The 14,890-nt window shown below is 75.3% G+C and carries 12 protein-coding genes; 6 read left to right on the forward strand and 6 right to left on the reverse strand.

Translation table 11 applies throughout. The annotated features are described in order from the left end of the window. Positions 1 to 36: 36 nt before the first annotated feature. Complete coding sequence (locus NQZ70_RS36065; RefSeq protein ID WP_129578281.1) at positions 37 to 1,752, reverse strand: class I adenylate-forming enzyme family protein; 1,716 nt, start codon at positions 1,750 to 1,752, stop codon at positions 37 to 39. Between the two features lie 48 nt (positions 1,753 to 1,800). Between NQZ70_RS36065 and NQZ70_RS36070 the strand changes: the two genes are divergently transcribed. From NQZ70_RS36070 to NQZ70_RS36080, 3 genes are all read left to right on the forward strand, one after another. Then, the gene (locus NQZ70_RS36070) at positions 1,801 to 2,205 is read left to right on the forward strand and encodes a TIGR02266 family protein (protein ID WP_129578282.1); all 405 of its coding nucleotides are present in this window, start codon (positions 1,801 to 1,803) and stop codon (positions 2,203 to 2,205) included. Between the two features lie 59 nt (positions 2,206 to 2,264). Next, positions 2,265 to 4,508: a hypothetical protein gene (locus tag NQZ70_RS36075; protein ID WP_129578283.1), complete on the forward strand. Its 2,244-nt coding sequence runs from the start codon at positions 2,265 to 2,267 to the stop codon at positions 4,506 to 4,508. Positions 4,509 to 4,674: 166 nt separating this feature from the next. Then, positions 4,675 to 5,238, forward strand: a complete 564-nt coding sequence (locus NQZ70_RS36080; RefSeq protein WP_237244348.1) for a hemerythrin domain-containing protein — start codon at positions 4,675 to 4,677, stop codon at positions 5,236 to 5,238. A gap of 64 nt (positions 5,239 to 5,302) precedes the next feature. Here the strand turns inward: NQZ70_RS36080 and NQZ70_RS36085 are convergent, their stop codons facing one another. Beyond that, positions 5,303 to 6,319, reverse strand: a complete 1,017-nt coding sequence (locus NQZ70_RS36085) for a hypothetical protein (protein ID WP_237244349.1) — start codon at positions 6,317 to 6,319, stop codon at positions 5,303 to 5,305. A 226-nt stretch (positions 6,320 to 6,545) separates the two neighbouring features. On the opposite strand from NQZ70_RS36085, the gene NQZ70_RS36090 reads away from it, so the two are divergent. Beyond that, complete coding sequence (locus NQZ70_RS36090) at positions 6,546 to 6,851, forward strand: PilZ domain-containing protein (RefSeq protein WP_020738867.1); 306 nt, start codon at positions 6,546 to 6,548, stop codon at positions 6,849 to 6,851. A gap of 44 nt (positions 6,852 to 6,895) precedes the next feature. On the opposite strand, the gene NQZ70_RS36095 is transcribed toward NQZ70_RS36090, so the two are convergent. From NQZ70_RS36095 to NQZ70_RS36105, 3 genes are all read right to left on the reverse strand, one after another. Beyond that, entirely contained in the window at positions 6,896 to 8,278 is a 1,383-nt protein-coding gene (locus tag NQZ70_RS36095) for a FecR domain-containing protein (protein WP_129578286.1), read from the reverse strand. Beyond that, positions 8,275 to 9,213, reverse strand: a complete 939-nt coding sequence (locus NQZ70_RS36100) for an RNA polymerase sigma factor (RefSeq protein WP_129578287.1) — start codon at positions 9,211 to 9,213, stop codon at positions 8,275 to 8,277. Before NQZ70_RS36100 ends, NQZ70_RS36095 begins: the two co-directional genes overlap by 4 nt. Positions 9,214 to 9,560: 347 nt before the next feature. Next, complete coding sequence (locus tag NQZ70_RS36105) at positions 9,561 to 9,947, reverse strand: hypothetical protein (RefSeq protein ID WP_272826359.1); 387 nt, start codon at positions 9,945 to 9,947, stop codon at positions 9,561 to 9,563. Positions 9,948 to 10,062: 115 nt separating this feature from the next. On the opposite strand from NQZ70_RS36105, the gene NQZ70_RS36110 reads away from it, so the two are divergent. Next, positions 10,063 to 10,914: a purine-nucleoside phosphorylase gene (locus NQZ70_RS36110; protein ID WP_129578289.1), complete on the forward strand. Its 852-nt coding sequence runs from the start codon at positions 10,063 to 10,065 to the stop codon at positions 10,912 to 10,914. Next, the gene (locus NQZ70_RS36115; protein ID WP_237244350.1) at positions 10,911 to 11,372 is read left to right on the forward strand and encodes a cytidine deaminase; all 462 of its coding nucleotides are present in this window, start codon (positions 10,911 to 10,913) and stop codon (positions 11,370 to 11,372) included. The genes NQZ70_RS36110 and NQZ70_RS36115 overlap by 4 nt, the downstream gene beginning before the upstream one ends. 39 nt (positions 11,373 to 11,411) lie before the next feature. Here the strand turns inward: NQZ70_RS36115 and NQZ70_RS36120 are convergent, their stop codons facing one another. Continuing rightward, positions 11,412 to 14,729, reverse strand: a complete 3,318-nt coding sequence (locus NQZ70_RS36120; RefSeq protein ID WP_129578291.1) for a response regulator — start codon at positions 14,727 to 14,729, stop codon at positions 11,412 to 11,414. Positions 14,730 to 14,890: the final 161 nt, after the last annotated feature.

Here is a 14,890-nt window from a genome sequence, read left to right on the forward strand (position 1 = left end):
CTACCGGCGGGGCTATCAGGCCGATTTCCGCTCGGCTCAGGCGAGCTCGCGCTTCATCACCTTGCCCGTCGGGTTGCGCGGCAGCGCGTCGACGAAGACGATCTCGCGCGGGACCTTGGGGCCCGCGAGCGCGGCGCGGCAGTGCGCCCTGATGTCGTCCTCGCTCGCGGACGCGCCGGGGCGCAGGGCGACGAACGCGCGCACCCGCTCCCCCCAGGCGCGATCCGGCGCGCCCACCACGGCGGCCTCGGCGACCGCCGGGTGATCGTGGAGCACCGCCTCGACCTCGGCGGGGTACACGTTCTCGCCGCCCGAGATGATGAGGTCCCGCTTGCGGCCTTCGATGTGGTAGCAGCCGCGCGCGTCGCGGCGCGCGAGGTCGCCGACCGAGAAGTAGCCGTCCAGCGTCGACGCGCGCGTGGCGCCGGGATCTCTGTGGTAGCCGGACACGAGCAGGGGGCTCCTCACGTAGAGCTCGCCCACCTCGCCGTCCCGGCACGGCTCGCCGTCCTCGCCCACGAGCAGGAGCGCGCTGCCGGCGACCGGGCGCCCGATGGTGCCCGGCGACGCGCGCAGATCCTCGGGGCCCGCGATCGTCACGATGCCCGTCTCGGTCGCGCCGTAGAAGTTGAAGAGCTTGTCGCCGAACACCCCCATGACCTCGGCCGCGAGCGCCGGCGGCAGCGGCGCGCCGCCCGTGAAGATCGCGGTGAGCGACGACGTGTCGTAGGCGCGGAGGCGCGCCTCGCCGAGCTCGAGCACGCGGTGGAGCATCGTCGGGACGACCGCCGTGGTGGTCACGCGGTAGCGCTGGATCGCCTCGAGGAAGAGCTCCGGATGGAACTCCGGCAAGATCACGATCGTCGCGCCGAGGACGAGCGACAGGTTCACGAAGCCGAACGCGGTGAGGTGGTAGAGCGGGCACACGGCGAGGTGCACGTCGCCCGCGCGCATCGGGGTCGCGCCGATCGCCCCGAGCGCCGACACGACGACCCCGCCGCCGAAGCCGCGCACCGCGCCCTTCGGCTTGCCGGTCGTGCCGGAGGTGTACATCACCACCGCGGCGCGCTCGCTCCGGTCCGGCGCGGCGCCGGGCTCGGCGAGCAGCTCGTCGAAGCGCGAGAAGCCCGGCGCGCCCTCGCCGACCGCGATCATGGCCTCGGGCGGGATCCCCTCGAGCCGCGGCGCGGCCTCGTGGATCACGTCGGCGATGTCGGCGTCGAACACGAGCAGCCGCGCCCCGGAGTGGCCGGCGAGGTACGAGAGCTCGGCCGGGGTCGATCGCCAGGAGGCCGTCACCACGGACGCGCCGACGCGGGCGAGCGCGATCTGGCACATCACGAACTCGGGGCGGTTCTTGAGCGCGAGCAGCACGGTCGCGCCCGGGCCCACGCCGCGGCGGTCGAGCCCGTGGCCGAGCCGCTCGATCGCCTCGTTCAGCGCGAAGAACGAGTAGACCCGATCCTCGGCCGGGGCCGTCGCCTCCCCCCCGGCCGCGCGGCGCCCGAGGCCCCGCGGGTCGATCACCGCGATGCGGTGCGGGCTGTTCTCGGCGTAGAACCGGAAGAGGAGCGACGGGTTCGCCCTGCCCTTCGCGAGCTCGCGCGCGAGGACCTTGAGCCCCGGCCAACGCAGCGCGGCGAGGAGCCCCGTCTGCGTCACCGCCCGCCCCGCGACGAGCGCCCCGTCCTTGAGCGCGGACGCCCTGCGCCGCCCGCTCGCGAGCGCCGCCCTGACATGACCGAGTTCCATGACCGGCGACTTTACTCTGGCCCTGGCGCGCCGTGGTAGGGTGGGGCCGTGACGGAGCCAGACCGCCGCACAGCCCATCGCGCCGCGATCGAGCTGAGCGTGGAGTACAAGCGACTCAACACGTTCTTCGCCGACTACACGCGCAACATCTCGAAGGGTGGGACCTTCATCCGCACGGAGCGCCCGCTCGCGGTGGGCACCGAGTTCGTCTTCGCCCTCTCCATCCGCAACCTGGCCGAGCCGCTCCGCCTCCGCGGCCGGGTGAAGTGGATCGTGATGCCCGCCGAGGCGACGGAGACGGCCCCGGCGGGGATGGGCATCGAGTTCCAGTACGCGAGCGACGCGGAGCGCGGCGCGACCGAGGCCGTGGTCGAGCAGCTGATGATGAACGAGCTCGGCGAGACGCTCGCCTCCAAGCTGCTCGGCCGCAGGCTCGGCGACGGCTCGCGGTAGCGCCGGGACAGAGCGCCCCGGGGGTGCGCGCACGCTGTGCCCGTGTACACTGCCCCGCAATGTCGCTGCCGACCCTGCCCCCCCGGCGCCGTCTCGCCCGGGGCCTCGCCGCGCTCGCCCTCGCGCTCTCTCCCCTCGCCTGCGCAGCCTCCGGCACGCCGGGGGCGAAGGGGCCGCCCGGCGCCGAAGGCCGCGCCGCCCCCGTCGAGGTCCGCGACGCCGATTTCTCCGCCAGCCTCTACACGATCGTGCGCGACGGCAAGCAGAGCCCGCAGCGCACGGGCCTGCTCATCGGCGTGGTCCGCCGGCAGCTCGCGCACGCCGCGGCGCGCTTCCACGCCGGGCGGGCCGACCGGGGCGTCGACAGCGTCCGCGGCGCGCTCTACCTGGTCCGTCCCGGCGAGGGCCACGCCGAGATGATCGACGCCGTGGGCGAGCGCGCCCTCGCCGGCGCGATCGAGCGGCTGAGCCCCCGCGGCGACGAGGGGCGGGTGCGGGCGCTCATGGAGCTCCGCGCCGCCGCGCTGCCGGCCGGCAGCCGGGCCCGCGCCGAGGTCGACGAGCACCTCACCGCGCTCGATCGCTGGATGAAGGACACGCGCACCGGCGGGCCGCTCGAGCAGCTCGGCATGGAGCAGCGCGCGTCCGTGACGCGCGCGCTCCTCGACAGCCGCCCGGAGGCGATCCAGCGCGCGGCCGCCGCCACCGCGGCGTGGATCGACCGCGCGATCGAGTTCAACATCGAGTACCGGCAAGGGGGGAAGCGGCCGGAGCGCGAGGAGGCGGTCGAGGCGGCGCGCGCGCTGGAGTCGGGCGGCGCGAGCATGGCCGCGCTGTTCCTGCGCTACGGGGACGCGAAGGGCGCGCTCGAGCAGATCGACCGCACGAGCGCGCGCCGGGTGATCCCGCCCGGCCTGTACGAGCGGATCCAGGCGGCGGCGTCCGACGGCGACGCGGTCTCGTGGCAGGCGCTCGCGGCGGCCTTCGCCAACCACGACACGCAGGAGCGCGACGCCGAGACCGGGATGCTGCAGGACCTGCTCGACGGGGCGATCTGGGGCACGGCCCTGGAGGCCTACCGGCGCGACCCGCAGAGCTACGACAGCGCCACGCTGCTCTCGCAGGTGATGATCCGCCTCGGCATGTCGGAAGTGACGCCGCTCCTCCTGGCCGGCGCGCTCGGCGACCGGCCGAGCGCCGGCGCGCTCGGGTCCGCGCTGGGGCTCGTGCTGAGCGCGCTCTCGGAGGAGGCGTCGAACGACGACTTCGAGGCCGCGCGGCGCACCTACAACGCCGCGGGGCCGCTGCTCGTGCTCGCCGACCGGGCGGCGCGCGGCGGCGCCGCGCTGGATCCGTCGGGCGCGCGCGTCCGGTCCCTCATGGCGTCGCTCGAGCTGCGCGCCGGCAACCTCGCCGGCGCGCTGCCGCTGCTCCGCGCGGCGACGGCGGCCGAGCCGACGGTCAACGGGCTCACGCTGCTCGCGATGGCCGAGCGGCAGTCCGGCGAGCTCCAGGCCGCGCTGGAGGACGTGCGGCGGGCGCTGGGCGCGCCGGACGCGCGCACCGCGCCGCTCGAGGTCATCCAGGCGCACCTGCTCGCCTTCGAGCTCCACCGCGAGGCCGGCACGCAGGACCGCGCCAAGGAGTCGCTCGACGCGGCGCTCACCGCCGCGCTCGACGCCCGGCAGCGCGCGCGGGATCCCGGCGCCAAGGCGCGGACGGAGCGGCTGCTCGCGCGCATCCTCGACGGCTACGGCGACGAGAAGGGCGCGACCCGGGCCTACGAGCGGGCGTTCGCCCTGGTGGCCGCCGAGCCGCCGCAGCTCGGCGCCACGATGCTCGACGCCGTGGGGCGCGCGCTCGTCGAGCGCGATCTCCCCGCCGCGCGGCGGGCGCTGAAGCGCGGCCTCGAGGCGAACCTGGACGAGGAGGATCTCGTCTACGGCGGGCTCTGGGTCCTCCTGCTGGAGCGCTCCCTCGGCGTCGCGACGGACGGCACCGCGGGCCGCGCGCTGGACAGCGCGGTGAGCCGCGCGTCCTGGACAGGAAAGCTCGCGGCGTGGGCGAACGGCAGGATCAGCGACGCGGATCTCGGCAAGCTCGCCCAGAACGCAGCGCAGCGCGTCGAGGCGCAATTTTACACGGCCATGGCCAAGAAGGCGGCCGGCGACGCGGGCGCGGACGAGCGGCTCCGGGCGGTGTCGAAGAGCCCCGTCATCGACCTGCTCGAGGTGCACCTCGCGCGCGAGATGCTGGCCCCCGAGCTGCGGATCGAGCTGCCCCGCAACGCGAGCCTCCCGTAGCGGCGCGGGCTGCGTCCGCGGCGAGATCCTTCCTTCAAGGTGGGATGTCGTCCCCGCGCCGGGCAGGTGGCGAGGGGGTCGGATGGTCGGCGCGCGGCGCGCGAAACCGCATGCGCGGAGAGAAAATGACTTCCACGCGTGCGCGCTCTTGTTCGATCATCGATTGATGTCCGATGACCGGAACGATCCGCTCGAGAAGCTCGCCTCCGCTCACCGGAGCCTGGAAGAGAACCTGAACGACCTCGCGCGCGCCGCGCGGGCGCTCGGCGATGCCCGCGGGCGGGCCGGCGCGCTCGAGGGCCTCTCCGGCGTGGTGGCCTACTTCGAGCGATCGATGAGCCGGCACCACGAGGACGAGGAGCGCTCGCTGTTCCCGCGGCTCGCGGTGCTGGAGGCCATCGCGCCGACGCTCGAGCGCCTCCGGCAGGAGCACAAGGCGCATCAGCGCGCGATCAACGAGCTGCGCGCCGCGATCGAGCGAGACGGCGGCGCCGAGGCGCTGGAGAAGCTCCCCCAGCTCATCGAGGACCTGCGCGCCGCGTACCATCGCCACGTGACCTGCGAGGAGCAGGAGGTGTTTCCGGCCGCTCGCCGGTTCCTGCAGGCCTCGGCCATGCAAGGGATCATGAACGAGATGGAGACGCGCCGGGGGCGCGGCGGGCAGGGCAACCCCGCCAAGGGGATCAGCGGGCGCCCGTACCGGCCCGGCGGGATGCGCAGGGGCCCGTGACGGCGCGGCGAGCTCGACGCGCTGCCCAGCGCGCGCTCGCCGAGCGGAAAGAGCGCCGCGCTGACTAAAACCGATCTTCGTTCGCGCGCTCCAGCGCCGCGCGCAGGTAGTTCTGCGCCCGCAGCGTGTACGCCCCGTCGGGGTGCTGGTCCAGGTGGCTGCGGAACGCGTCCGCCGACTGCATGAACTTCCCCAGCCGGTACAGGGTGATGCCGCGGGCGAGGTGCCTGGGATACGCCGGATCGAGCGCGGCGAGCTCGTCGATCTTCTTCAGGCGGTAGTGCTCCTCGGCGCGCTGCGCGTCCGCTGCCCGGAGCGCCGCCGCGGGCGAGCGCGGCCCCGGATCGCTCGCCTGCGAATCGAGGAGCGCCGCCGCGTCCGCGGCGGGAGGCGCCGCGAGCTCCTGCGCGCTCCTCCCGCTGAGCGGGTGCGACAGCAGGAACTTGTACAGCGCGCGCTCCTCGTCGAGCGCCACCCCGAACGGCGCGCGCCGCAGGCCCACGATCGCGTCCCAGCGCTTCTTGAACAGCGCCCCGAGCGCGGCGCGATCCAGGGCGACGCGGCGCGCCTCGTCGCCGCCGCGCGACCCCGCGGCCCCTGCCCTCAGCCACGCGTTGCGGCGGAGCAGCCCGGGGAAGTTGCCGCCGAGCTCGCGGAGCTCGTCGGACGCCTCGCCGGTCGCCTCGAAGCGGCGCACCTCGCGGACGAACGAGCTCATCTGGTAGGCGCGCAGCCGGAGCACCGCCTCGTCCCCCTGGGCGAGCGCGGGGCCGACGGCCTCGAGCACGCGCTTGCGGGCGGCGAGGAGCTCCGCCTCGGTGTGATCCGCGTCGGCGTCGACGATCCCGAACGCGCGGATGGCGGAGCCGAGCGCGCGCACCTCGGCGTCGAGCCCGAGCTGCTCGGCCTCGCGGGCGCGGGCGATGTCCGCGTCCCGCACCCGCGCGAGGGCCCGCGCGTCGGCGAGCGGCAGCGGCAGCTCGGCGGGCTCGACCGCGCGCGGCACCGCGAGGATCGCCGCGCAGCCCGCGATGAAGACGGCCACGAGCCCCGGCTCCCAGCCTTCGAGGTGCCGCCGCAAGCCGCGGCGCTCCGCCGCGCGCTCCTCGGTCCCGCGCGCGGGAAGAAATCGAAGACGACGAAGACGACGAAGAAGCCCACCGGCCGGGCCACGGGTCGACGGGGCCGAGCGCGGCTCCCGGCGCTTGACAGAGGCGCTCTCGGCTCGCGACATTGATCGTCTCCTCTGCGCCTCAGAATACCCCACGCGGCGACCTCCAGCGCCGCGCACCGAACCAGCGAGGAACGTGCGAGATCACCGCAAGCACCCGCGCAAGCCCATCGAGCTCTCGATCGCGTTCCGGATCGGCGACGGCCCGCGCATCGATGCGATATGCCGCGACATCAGCCTCGGCGGGATGTTCATCGAGACCACCTCGCCGGCTCCCTTCGGAGCGAGCATCGAGGTGCTGCTGTCGCTGGAGGGCCTGAAGCAGGCCGCCGCGATCCCGTCGGTCGTGCGCTGGACCACCCCCGAGGGGATGGGGGTGCAGTTCGGGGTGATGGGTGCGCGGGAGACCTACGCGCTCACGCAGCTCCTCGGCTCGCTCTGAGCCTCCGCGCGGCGGCCGCGCCGCGCTCCCCGCCGCGGCTGCGCTCAGTCCTCGAGGATGAAGGGGATGGCGAGCTGCATCGGGCCCCCCGCGAAGCGCCCCTGGTAGAGGCCCTCGGCGCACGCCTGCAGCGCGGGCCGGAGCGGCGGGTCGAAGCGCATGGCGGCGACGCTGCCGTCCGGGCGCACGGAGATGCGCAGCGTCGAGACGATCGACTTGCGGACCAGGGACGGGCCGCTCGCCGTCTCGCGCGCGAAACAGCTCGACAGCTGCGACTGCACGGACGCCGGCGTCAACGCCGGCGGGGGAGGCGTCGCCTGAGCCTCGGCGACCGGCGCCGCGGCCGCCGGCTCGATCGCCGGCGCGGGAGGCGGCTCGGCGACCGCCGAGGCGGGCGCGGCGGACGCTGCGGCGGGCTCCTCCACAGGAGCGACCATCGCACGGGCGGCGGATGCTGCGGCGGGCTCCTCCACAGGAGCGACCACCCCACGGGCCGCGGCGGCGCCGCTCGGCGGGCGCACGCCGGCGGTCGCGCCGGCGGTGGGCCGGGGCGGCGCGGGTGGACGCGCCGGCTCCGTCGGCGAGGCGGCGGGCGCGCCGTCCTCCGGCGCGGCGCTGCCCTCCGGCGCGGCGCTGCCCTCCGGCGCGGCGTTGCCCTCCGGCGCCGGGCGCTGGAGGAGGCGCGCCTCGCGGCCGCCGTCGAGCGAGAAGGTGCCGCGCGACGGACCGACGAGCAGGTGCGCGGTGGTCGCGCCGCGGTACGCCGCGGGACCGACCGCGACGGTGCCGTGCTCCACGTCGACCTCCACGCGATCCGCGAGGCGGGTCACCGTGAAGAGCGTGCCGTGCACCGCGACGCGGGTGCCGTCCACCTCGACGGCGAACGCCTCGACGAGGCCCTCCTCGGGCGCGCGCGTGACGACGTCGGCCCGCACCGAGCCACGCTCGAGCGCGATCACGTGGCCGACCCCCGCCGCGCCGACGGCGCGCACCACGGCGCGGCTGTTCGGCAGCAGCGTCCAGCGCACCGAGCCGACGTCGGCGAAGGAGATCGCGTGGGCGGCGGACTCGACGGCGTCGCCCGGCCGGAGGGCGCGAAAATCGAGATCGTCGGCCGCCCCGGCGGCCCTCGGCACGTCCGCGAGGTCGCGGGCGCGCGGCGGCGTCGACGTCGCCACGACGGGCGGGGCGGAGCGCCCGGCCGCGAGCACCGCGAACGCGATGGCCGCCGCGGCCGCCGCGAACGCGAGCGCGCGCCCGAGCGGCGACCGCCGCGGCGGAGCGGCGCGGCGCGGCGGAGCGGGCCGCTCGATGCGCGCGAACAGCTCGCGCTCGATCGCGTCCCAGCGGGGCTCCGGAGGCTCCTCGGCGCGGAGCAGCCGCTCCATGTGCTCCCGTGCCCGCTCGTACTGCTTTGCGCCGCTCACATGTCCTCCGCGTCGACAGCCGATCCATCCGCCGCGGGATACCCGCCGCCTCCCACCGAAACCCGAGCGCGCGCCGCCTCCGGACCTGCGCCGTCCGCCTTGTCCGCGCCGCCCTCGGCCAGCTCGGAGGCGAGCTGGGCGAGCGCGGGCTCGGCGCGCATCATCGCCTCGATCTCGCGGCGCGCATAGAACAGGCGCGTCCGGACGGTCAGGACCGGCGCGCCGACGATCTCCGCGATCTCGGTCGGCGCGATCCCCTCGAGCTCGTGGAGGACGTAGACGACCCGCTTCTTCTCGGGGAGGCGCTCCAGCACGCGACGGAATGCGTCAATCCTGCGGGCGCGGGCGGCGTCCTCGTCCGGGAGCATGCCGCGGTCGACCTCGAGCTCGACGCTGGGCTCGCCCGAGAACACCGGCCGGGAGCGCGCCGCGCGCCGGGCCATCAGCACGGCGTTGACCGTCACCCGGTGGAGCCACGTCGTGAACTTCGACTGCCCCCGGAAGTCCCCCAGGCTCCGGTGCACCTGGATGAACACCTCCTGGATGACGTCCTCGGCGTCGGCGGACGGCCCGAGCATCCGGAAGACGAGCCGCGCGACGTCGCGGCGATAGCGGCGGAAGATCTCGGCGAAAGCCGTGGGGTCTCCGCTCTGGAAGCGGCGGATCCACTCGCCCACGTCGTCGGGCTCGGTCACGGGCGGAAGCCTATCCGCCCCTTCGGCGCTCATGGAGCTCGATGGCGAGGCGACCGGCTCCGGACGGCGAGAGAGGTCGTCGCCAGCGGACGTCACATCGAGCGCCACGCGCGCGCCCTCGGCCTCCCGCGCGGGCAGCTCGTCGGCGCGGCCGCTCGGCGCACCCCAGGTGAGCGGGAACAAGAACGACCGCGAGAGGTGCGCCCAGAACGCCCCCGTCTCGACCGCCACGGTATGCACAAGGCCTCTGATGCGCCCGGCAGCCGGATCATTCAGGCCGCGGCGTGGCCTCGCGCGGCGCCTCCCCAGGCCCGCAATGGCGCCCGGAAACGCACAAAAGTTGTTCCTCCGGGCACATTGGCGCGACCTTCCAGCGCATGATCATCATCGCCGTGTCGCTGACCGTGGCCCTCGTGGCCGCCGACCTGTTCGAGCTGGGCTCCCGCCGTCGCGAGCGCGCATAGCGGCCGGCGTCAGGCCCCGACCGACAAAAAGGTGCCCGGCTTGAGCCCGCTTCGGCCTAGGGCCGACGTGCGCTCAAGCCGGGCGGCGGAAAGAGCCGTAGGGGTCCGGGCCGTCCGGTGGGATCAGCCCGCGGCCTCGGCGCCTTCCGCCGCGGCGCCACCCTTCTTCGGCAGGTCGAAGAGCGCCGACAGCTCGACCTTCTCCTGCTTCTTCTGCTCCAGGATGCGGTTGACCGCGCGCAGCACGCGCGTCTTCGCGGGGCCGCTGATCGGCTTGCCCTGCAACGCGGCGCTCAGCGTGCGGTCGGTCACCGGGCGGCCGCTGCGCGGCTTCTTGGCGCCGGCGGCCTCCTTCTTCTTCGCGGCGTCCTCGCTGCCGCGCGCCAGCCGCTTGGTCAGGCGGATCGCCCGATCCTCCGGCTGCAGCCGCTCGATCTTGACCGACGCCGCGATGATGCGGCGGGGGTCGATCTTCTTTTCCTTCAAGAAATCTTCGATCTTGGTGCCCATCGTCGTCACTTGCCCCGAAAGGGCGGCGACCCTATCACGGGCGATGTCGTCGTGCATCTGCGACGTTTACCCTGCGACGTTTAACCTTTGCGTCGCCCTGGGGTAGCTTGTCGCGATGACCCTCCTGGCCGAGCTCGACGAAGCCGCACGCGTCATTCACCAACGAATTCCTGCACTTCCGACCGTCGGTGTGGTGCTGGGCTCAGGGCTCGGGGGCTGGGGCGACGAGCTCTCCGGGCTCGTGAAGGTCCCCTACGCCGAGATCCCCGGCATGCCCCGGCCAGCCGTCGAGGGGCACGCCGGCTTTCTCTGCGCCGGGCGCGTCGGGGACGTGCCGGTCGCCTGCCTGCAGGGCCGCGCGCACCTCTACGAGGGGCACCCGCCGGCGAAGGCCGTGTTCGGCGTGCGCGTGCTCGCGCGGCTCGGCTGCCGCGCCGTGCTCCTGACGAACGCGGCCGGCGGCATCCACCCCGGCTTCGCCGCCGGCGATCTCATGCTGCTCATCGATCACCTGAACCTGATGGGGACGAACCCGCTCGTCGGGCCGAACGACGACGCGCTCGGCAAGCGCTTCCCCGACATGACGTACGCGCACGATCCCCGGCTGCTCGAGCTCGCGCGGGCGGCCGCGGGCGACGCCGGCGTCCAGCTGCGCGAGGGCGTCTACGCCGGGCTGCTCGGCCCGACGTACGAGACGCCGGCCGAGATCCGGATGCTGCGCACGCTCGGGGCAGACGCGGTCGGGATGAGCACCGTCCCGGAGATCATCGCGCTCCGGCACATGGGCGTGCCGGCCGCGGCGATCTCGTGCATCACGAACCTCGCGGCGGGCCTGACCCAGCGCGAGCTCGATCACAAGGAGGTCGAGGAGACCGCCCGGAGGACGCGCGCCCGGTTCACGGCGCTGCTCTCGGCGTGGGTCCGCCGCGTCGGCGCCGAGGCTGCGGCCGGGAGCGCGGCGTCGTGAGCCGCGCCCCGCAGGACCCCGGCGAACCGGCCGCCGCGGCCGAGGCGGCGCCGGCGATCGACTGGGACGCGCTCGACCGGGCGGCGCTCGCCGTCCGGGAGCGCGCGCACGCGCCGTACTCGGGCTACTGGGTGGGCGCGGCGATCCTCGTGCGATCGGGCCGCGTGTTCGCCGGCTGCAACGTCGAGAACGCCTCGTACGGGCTCGCCATCTGCGCCGAGCGCTCGGCCATCGTGCAGATGGTCGCGGCCGGCGAGCGCGATCCGATCGCGCTCACCGTCGCCACCAGCGGGCCCGTCCTCGGCAGCCCGTGCGGCATGTGCCGGCAGACCCTCGCCGAGTTCGCCGCCGATCTCCCGATCCGCCTCATCGCCGCCGGCGGCGGCGCGCCGCCCCGGCTCACCTCGCTGGCAGCGCTCCTGCCCGAGGCGTTCGGGGCGGCCGCACTCTCGCGCTGATCGCCCCGCGCGCCGCCCCCGCCAGCGAGCGCCGCCGGCTCACTCGACCGACAGCGCGTCGTTCTCCTCGATCTGCGACAGCGCGACGGCGAGCGCCTCCCGCGCGCGCTCCAGCGAGGCGCGGTCCTCGCCCCATTTCGAGCGCGCCTTCTGCAGGCGGGCCCGCTCGACGGCGAGCTGCTCGGCGAGCTGCTCGCCCTGCACCCTCAGGGTGTCGCGCTCCTCGGTCCGATGCGAGAGCTGCGCGCCGAGCTCGCTCTCCCGCTGCTCGGCCTCGGAGAGCCGGCCCTGGAGCGCCTCGACGTCGCGCGCCCGCTCGGCGAGCTCGCCCTGCAGGCGATCGCGCTCCCCGGTGCGGGCGGAGAGCTCGCCCGCGCGCTGCTCCAGCTGCTGCTCCAGATCGTGCGCCCGGGACTCGAGGTGCGCCACCTGGTTGCGCGCCTGCCCGAGCTCGGTGGAGAGCCCGCGGGCGTTCTCGTCCAGCTCGTGCTTCTGCGCCGCCCACGCGGCCTCGCGCACGGCGATCTCGGTCCTTTGCGCCTCGTGGAGATCGGCGAGCGCCTGCGCGTGCGCCGCCTCGATCTGCGCCTGCCGCTCGGCGGCGCGCGCCTCGAGGTCGGCCACCCGCGCCGCATGCGCCTGCTCGGCGGCGCGCACGGCCTGCTCGCGCTCCTCGACGAGCTCGCGCTCTCGCGCCGCGAGCCGCGCCGCGAAGTCGTCTCGCGCCGCCTCGAGCGCCCGCGCGTGCTCGTTCGCCTGCCCCTCGACGGCGCGCGCGTGCTCGCCCCGCAGCGCCTCCAGCGCGCCCGCGTGCTCGCGATCGCGCCGCTCCCTGTCGTCCGCGTGCTCGCGCCGCAGCGCCTCGACGGTCGCCGCGTGCTCGCCCCGCAGCGCCTCCAGCGCGGTCGCGTGCTCGCCCCGCAGCGCCTCGACGGCGGCCGCGTGCTCGCCCCGCAGCGCCTCGATGGCGGTCGCGTGCTCGCCCTGCTGCCGCTCGAGGGCGGCGACCTGCTCGGCCCGCGCCGCCTGCAGCGCTGCCGCGTGCTCCGCGCCCATCCGCTCGACGGCGGCGGCGTGCTCGGCGCGCGCCGCGTCCAGCGCCGCGGCGTGCTCCCGGTCGCGCCGCTCCGCCTCGCCCGCGTGCTCGCGCCGGAGCGCCTCGACGGCGGCCTCGTGCTCGCGCTGCGACGTCGCGACCGCCGCGTCGTGCTCCGCCCGCTGCCGATCCAGCGCCGCGGCGTGCTCCGCTCTCAGGCCATCCATCGCCGCGGCATGATCGGCCCTGAGCCGATCGACGGCGGCGGCGTGCTCCGCCCTCAGGCCGTCCATGGCTGCCGCGTGCTCCGCCCTCAGGCCGTCCGCCGCCGCCGCGTGCTCGGCCCTCGCTCGCTCGAGCGCCGCCGCGTGCTCGCCGGCCAGCTTGTCGATGGCCGCGGCGTGCTCGCCGGCCATCCTGTCGGCGGCCGCGCGGTGCTCGGCGGCCTGCTGCTCCGCGCGGGCGGCGTGCTCGGCGCTCAGCCGCTCGACCTCCGCCCGGTGCGCCGCGGCCGCCTGCTCGAAGCGCTCCCGCTCCGCCTGCGCGCTCTCCTCGAGCTCGCGCCGCGCCGACGCCTCCACGGCGGCGATCGCCTGCGCCCTCTCGTCCGCCGCGGAGCGCAGCGCCTCCGTGTGCGCGGCCTCCGCGTCCATCAGCGCTTGCCGGGCCGCCGACAGATCCGCGTCGCGGCCGGCGATCTGCGCCTGCAGCTTCTCGGCGCGCGCCCTGAAGTCGTCGGCGCGCTTCGCGGCGAGCTCCTTGTCGGCGCGCAGCGACGCCACCTGCGCGTCGAGGTCCTCGCTCGCGCGCTCGAGCTCCAGGATCCTGTCGACCTGGTCGGCCTTCTCCCGCTCGAGCGACAGCGCCTGATCCCGGAGCTCCAGGAGCTCCTTGTCCTTGCGCGACATCTGGTCGCGGAGCGCGAGGATCTCCTTGTCCTTCTTGTTCAGCGCCTCGCGAAGATCGAGGAACTCGCGGCTCGACACGCCGCCGGGCCTGATGCCGCTGCCGCCGGTCGCGGCCTTCGCCCTGAGCTCCTCGAGCTCGCGCCGCAGGCGGGCCGCCTCCTGGCTGCTGTCGCTCGTCGAGGAGAGCTCGCCCTCGAGGCGGAGCGACGTGGCGCGCGCGGCGGCCACCTCCTTCGTGAGGCGGACGATCTCGTCCTTGGACCTGTCCAGCTCGGCGCGCAGGCGCTCGATCTCGCCCGCGTCGGCGTCGGATCGCGGCGCCGGCGGCGCGGGGGTCATCCTGCCGCGCTCGGAGACGGGGGCGCGGTAGGCGCCGCCGCGCTCGGAGACAGGCGCGCGGTAGGCGCCGCCGCGATCGGAGACGGGCGCGCGGTAGGCGGCCACGGGCGACGAGCTCACCGGCGGCGGCGCCGAGGCCGGCAAGGGCGTGCTGGTGGACGTCGGCGTCCGCGCGGACGGCGCGGCCGAGGGCGTGCGCGTCGACGGCGCGACCGAGGGCGTGCGCGTCGACGGCGCGACCGAGGGCCTGACGTCGGTCCGCTCCTCCTCCTCGTCGCGGATCAACCGGGTGAACGCGCCGCCGATGAACTCCTCGATGTCCTCGTCCGACTTGCCGGAATCCGACCTCACCGCGGGCGCCTGCGGCGGCTTCGTCGGCCCTGTCGCCCGCGCGCGATCCTGCGCGACGGCGGCGGGCGGCGGCGGCGCGGCGGACGGCGGCCGCGGCGCGACGGACGGCGGCCTCGGCGGGGCCGGCGGCGGCGGCGGCGCGGCGGACGGCGGCCTCGGCGGCGGCGGCGGCGGCGGCGCGGCGGACGGCGGCCTCGGCGCGGCGGGCGGCGGCGGCGCGGCGCTCGCGGGCGTGCCGTTCGAGGACACCGCCGCCGTGATGATCGTGGGATCCCCCGAGTCCTCGTCGATGTCGGCCTCGAGCACCTCGGCCTCGTCGATCATGATCGGATCGGCCTCGGCCTCGTCGCCGTCGAGCGGGACGTAGTTGCGGATGTGCTCGAGGAGCTCGCCGAACGCGATCGGCTTGTGGATGTAGTCCTCCGCGCGCGTCCTGAGCTTGCGGTGCTGCTCGAACGTCTCCTCGCTCGACTCGCTCGACATGATGACGAGCGGGACGTCCTTGAGCTGCACGTCCTTCTTGAGCTTGTTGCAGACCGAGAAGCCGTTCATGCGCGGCAGCTCGATCGACAGGAGGATGAGGTCGGGGCGATCCGCCGCGGCGGCCTGCAGGCCGACGTTGCCGTCGTCGACGACCTGAACGGTGCAGCCGAGGCGGCCGAGTTCCGTGCGGAGCTCCCCGGCGAACGCCGGATCGCTCTCAAATACGAGGACTTTCGTCATGTTCCGGGTGTGCGCGGGTTCGGAGGGGAACCCAAGATATCGGCCCCCTTCGACGAGTGTCAAACACGAGGCTGGTTGCCTCGCTCAGGCCGTCCGGCCGACGACGCGCTGCGCGAAGCGCCGGACGAGGGCGAACCTGGACAGCCCCGCCATGGCTGCTG

It is taken from the genome of Sorangium sp. So ce836, from assembly GCF_028553905.1.
Lineage (GTDB): Bacteria > Myxococcota_A > Polyangia > Polyangiales > Polyangiaceae > Sorangium > Sorangium cellulosum_D.

What these genes read in the sequence shown, in the direction of transcription:
- NQZ70_RS36075 (WP_129578283.1), top strand. Translation starts at nt 2,265, where the DNA reads ATGTCGCTGCCGACCCTGCCCCCCCGGCGCCGTCTCGCCCGGGGCCTC.
- NQZ70_RS36080 (WP_237244348.1), top strand. Translation starts at nt 4,675, where the DNA reads ATGTCCGATGACCGGAACGATCCGCTCGAGAAGCTCGCCTCCGCTCAC.
- NQZ70_RS36105 (WP_272826359.1), bottom strand. Translation starts at nt 9,947, where the DNA reads ATGGGCACCAAGATCGAAGATTTCTTGAAGGAAAAGAAGATCGACCCC.
- NQZ70_RS36120 (WP_129578291.1), bottom strand. Translation starts at nt 14,729, where the DNA reads ATGACGAAAGTCCTCGTATTTGAGAGCGATCCGGCGTTCGCCGGGGAG.
- NQZ70_RS36065 (WP_129578281.1), bottom strand. Translation starts at nt 1,752, where the DNA reads ATGGAACTCGGTCATGTCAGGGCGGCGCTCGCGAGCGGGCGGCGCAGG.
- NQZ70_RS36110 (WP_129578289.1), top strand. Translation starts at nt 10,063, where the DNA reads ATGACCCTCCTGGCCGAGCTCGACGAAGCCGCACGCGTCATTCACCAA.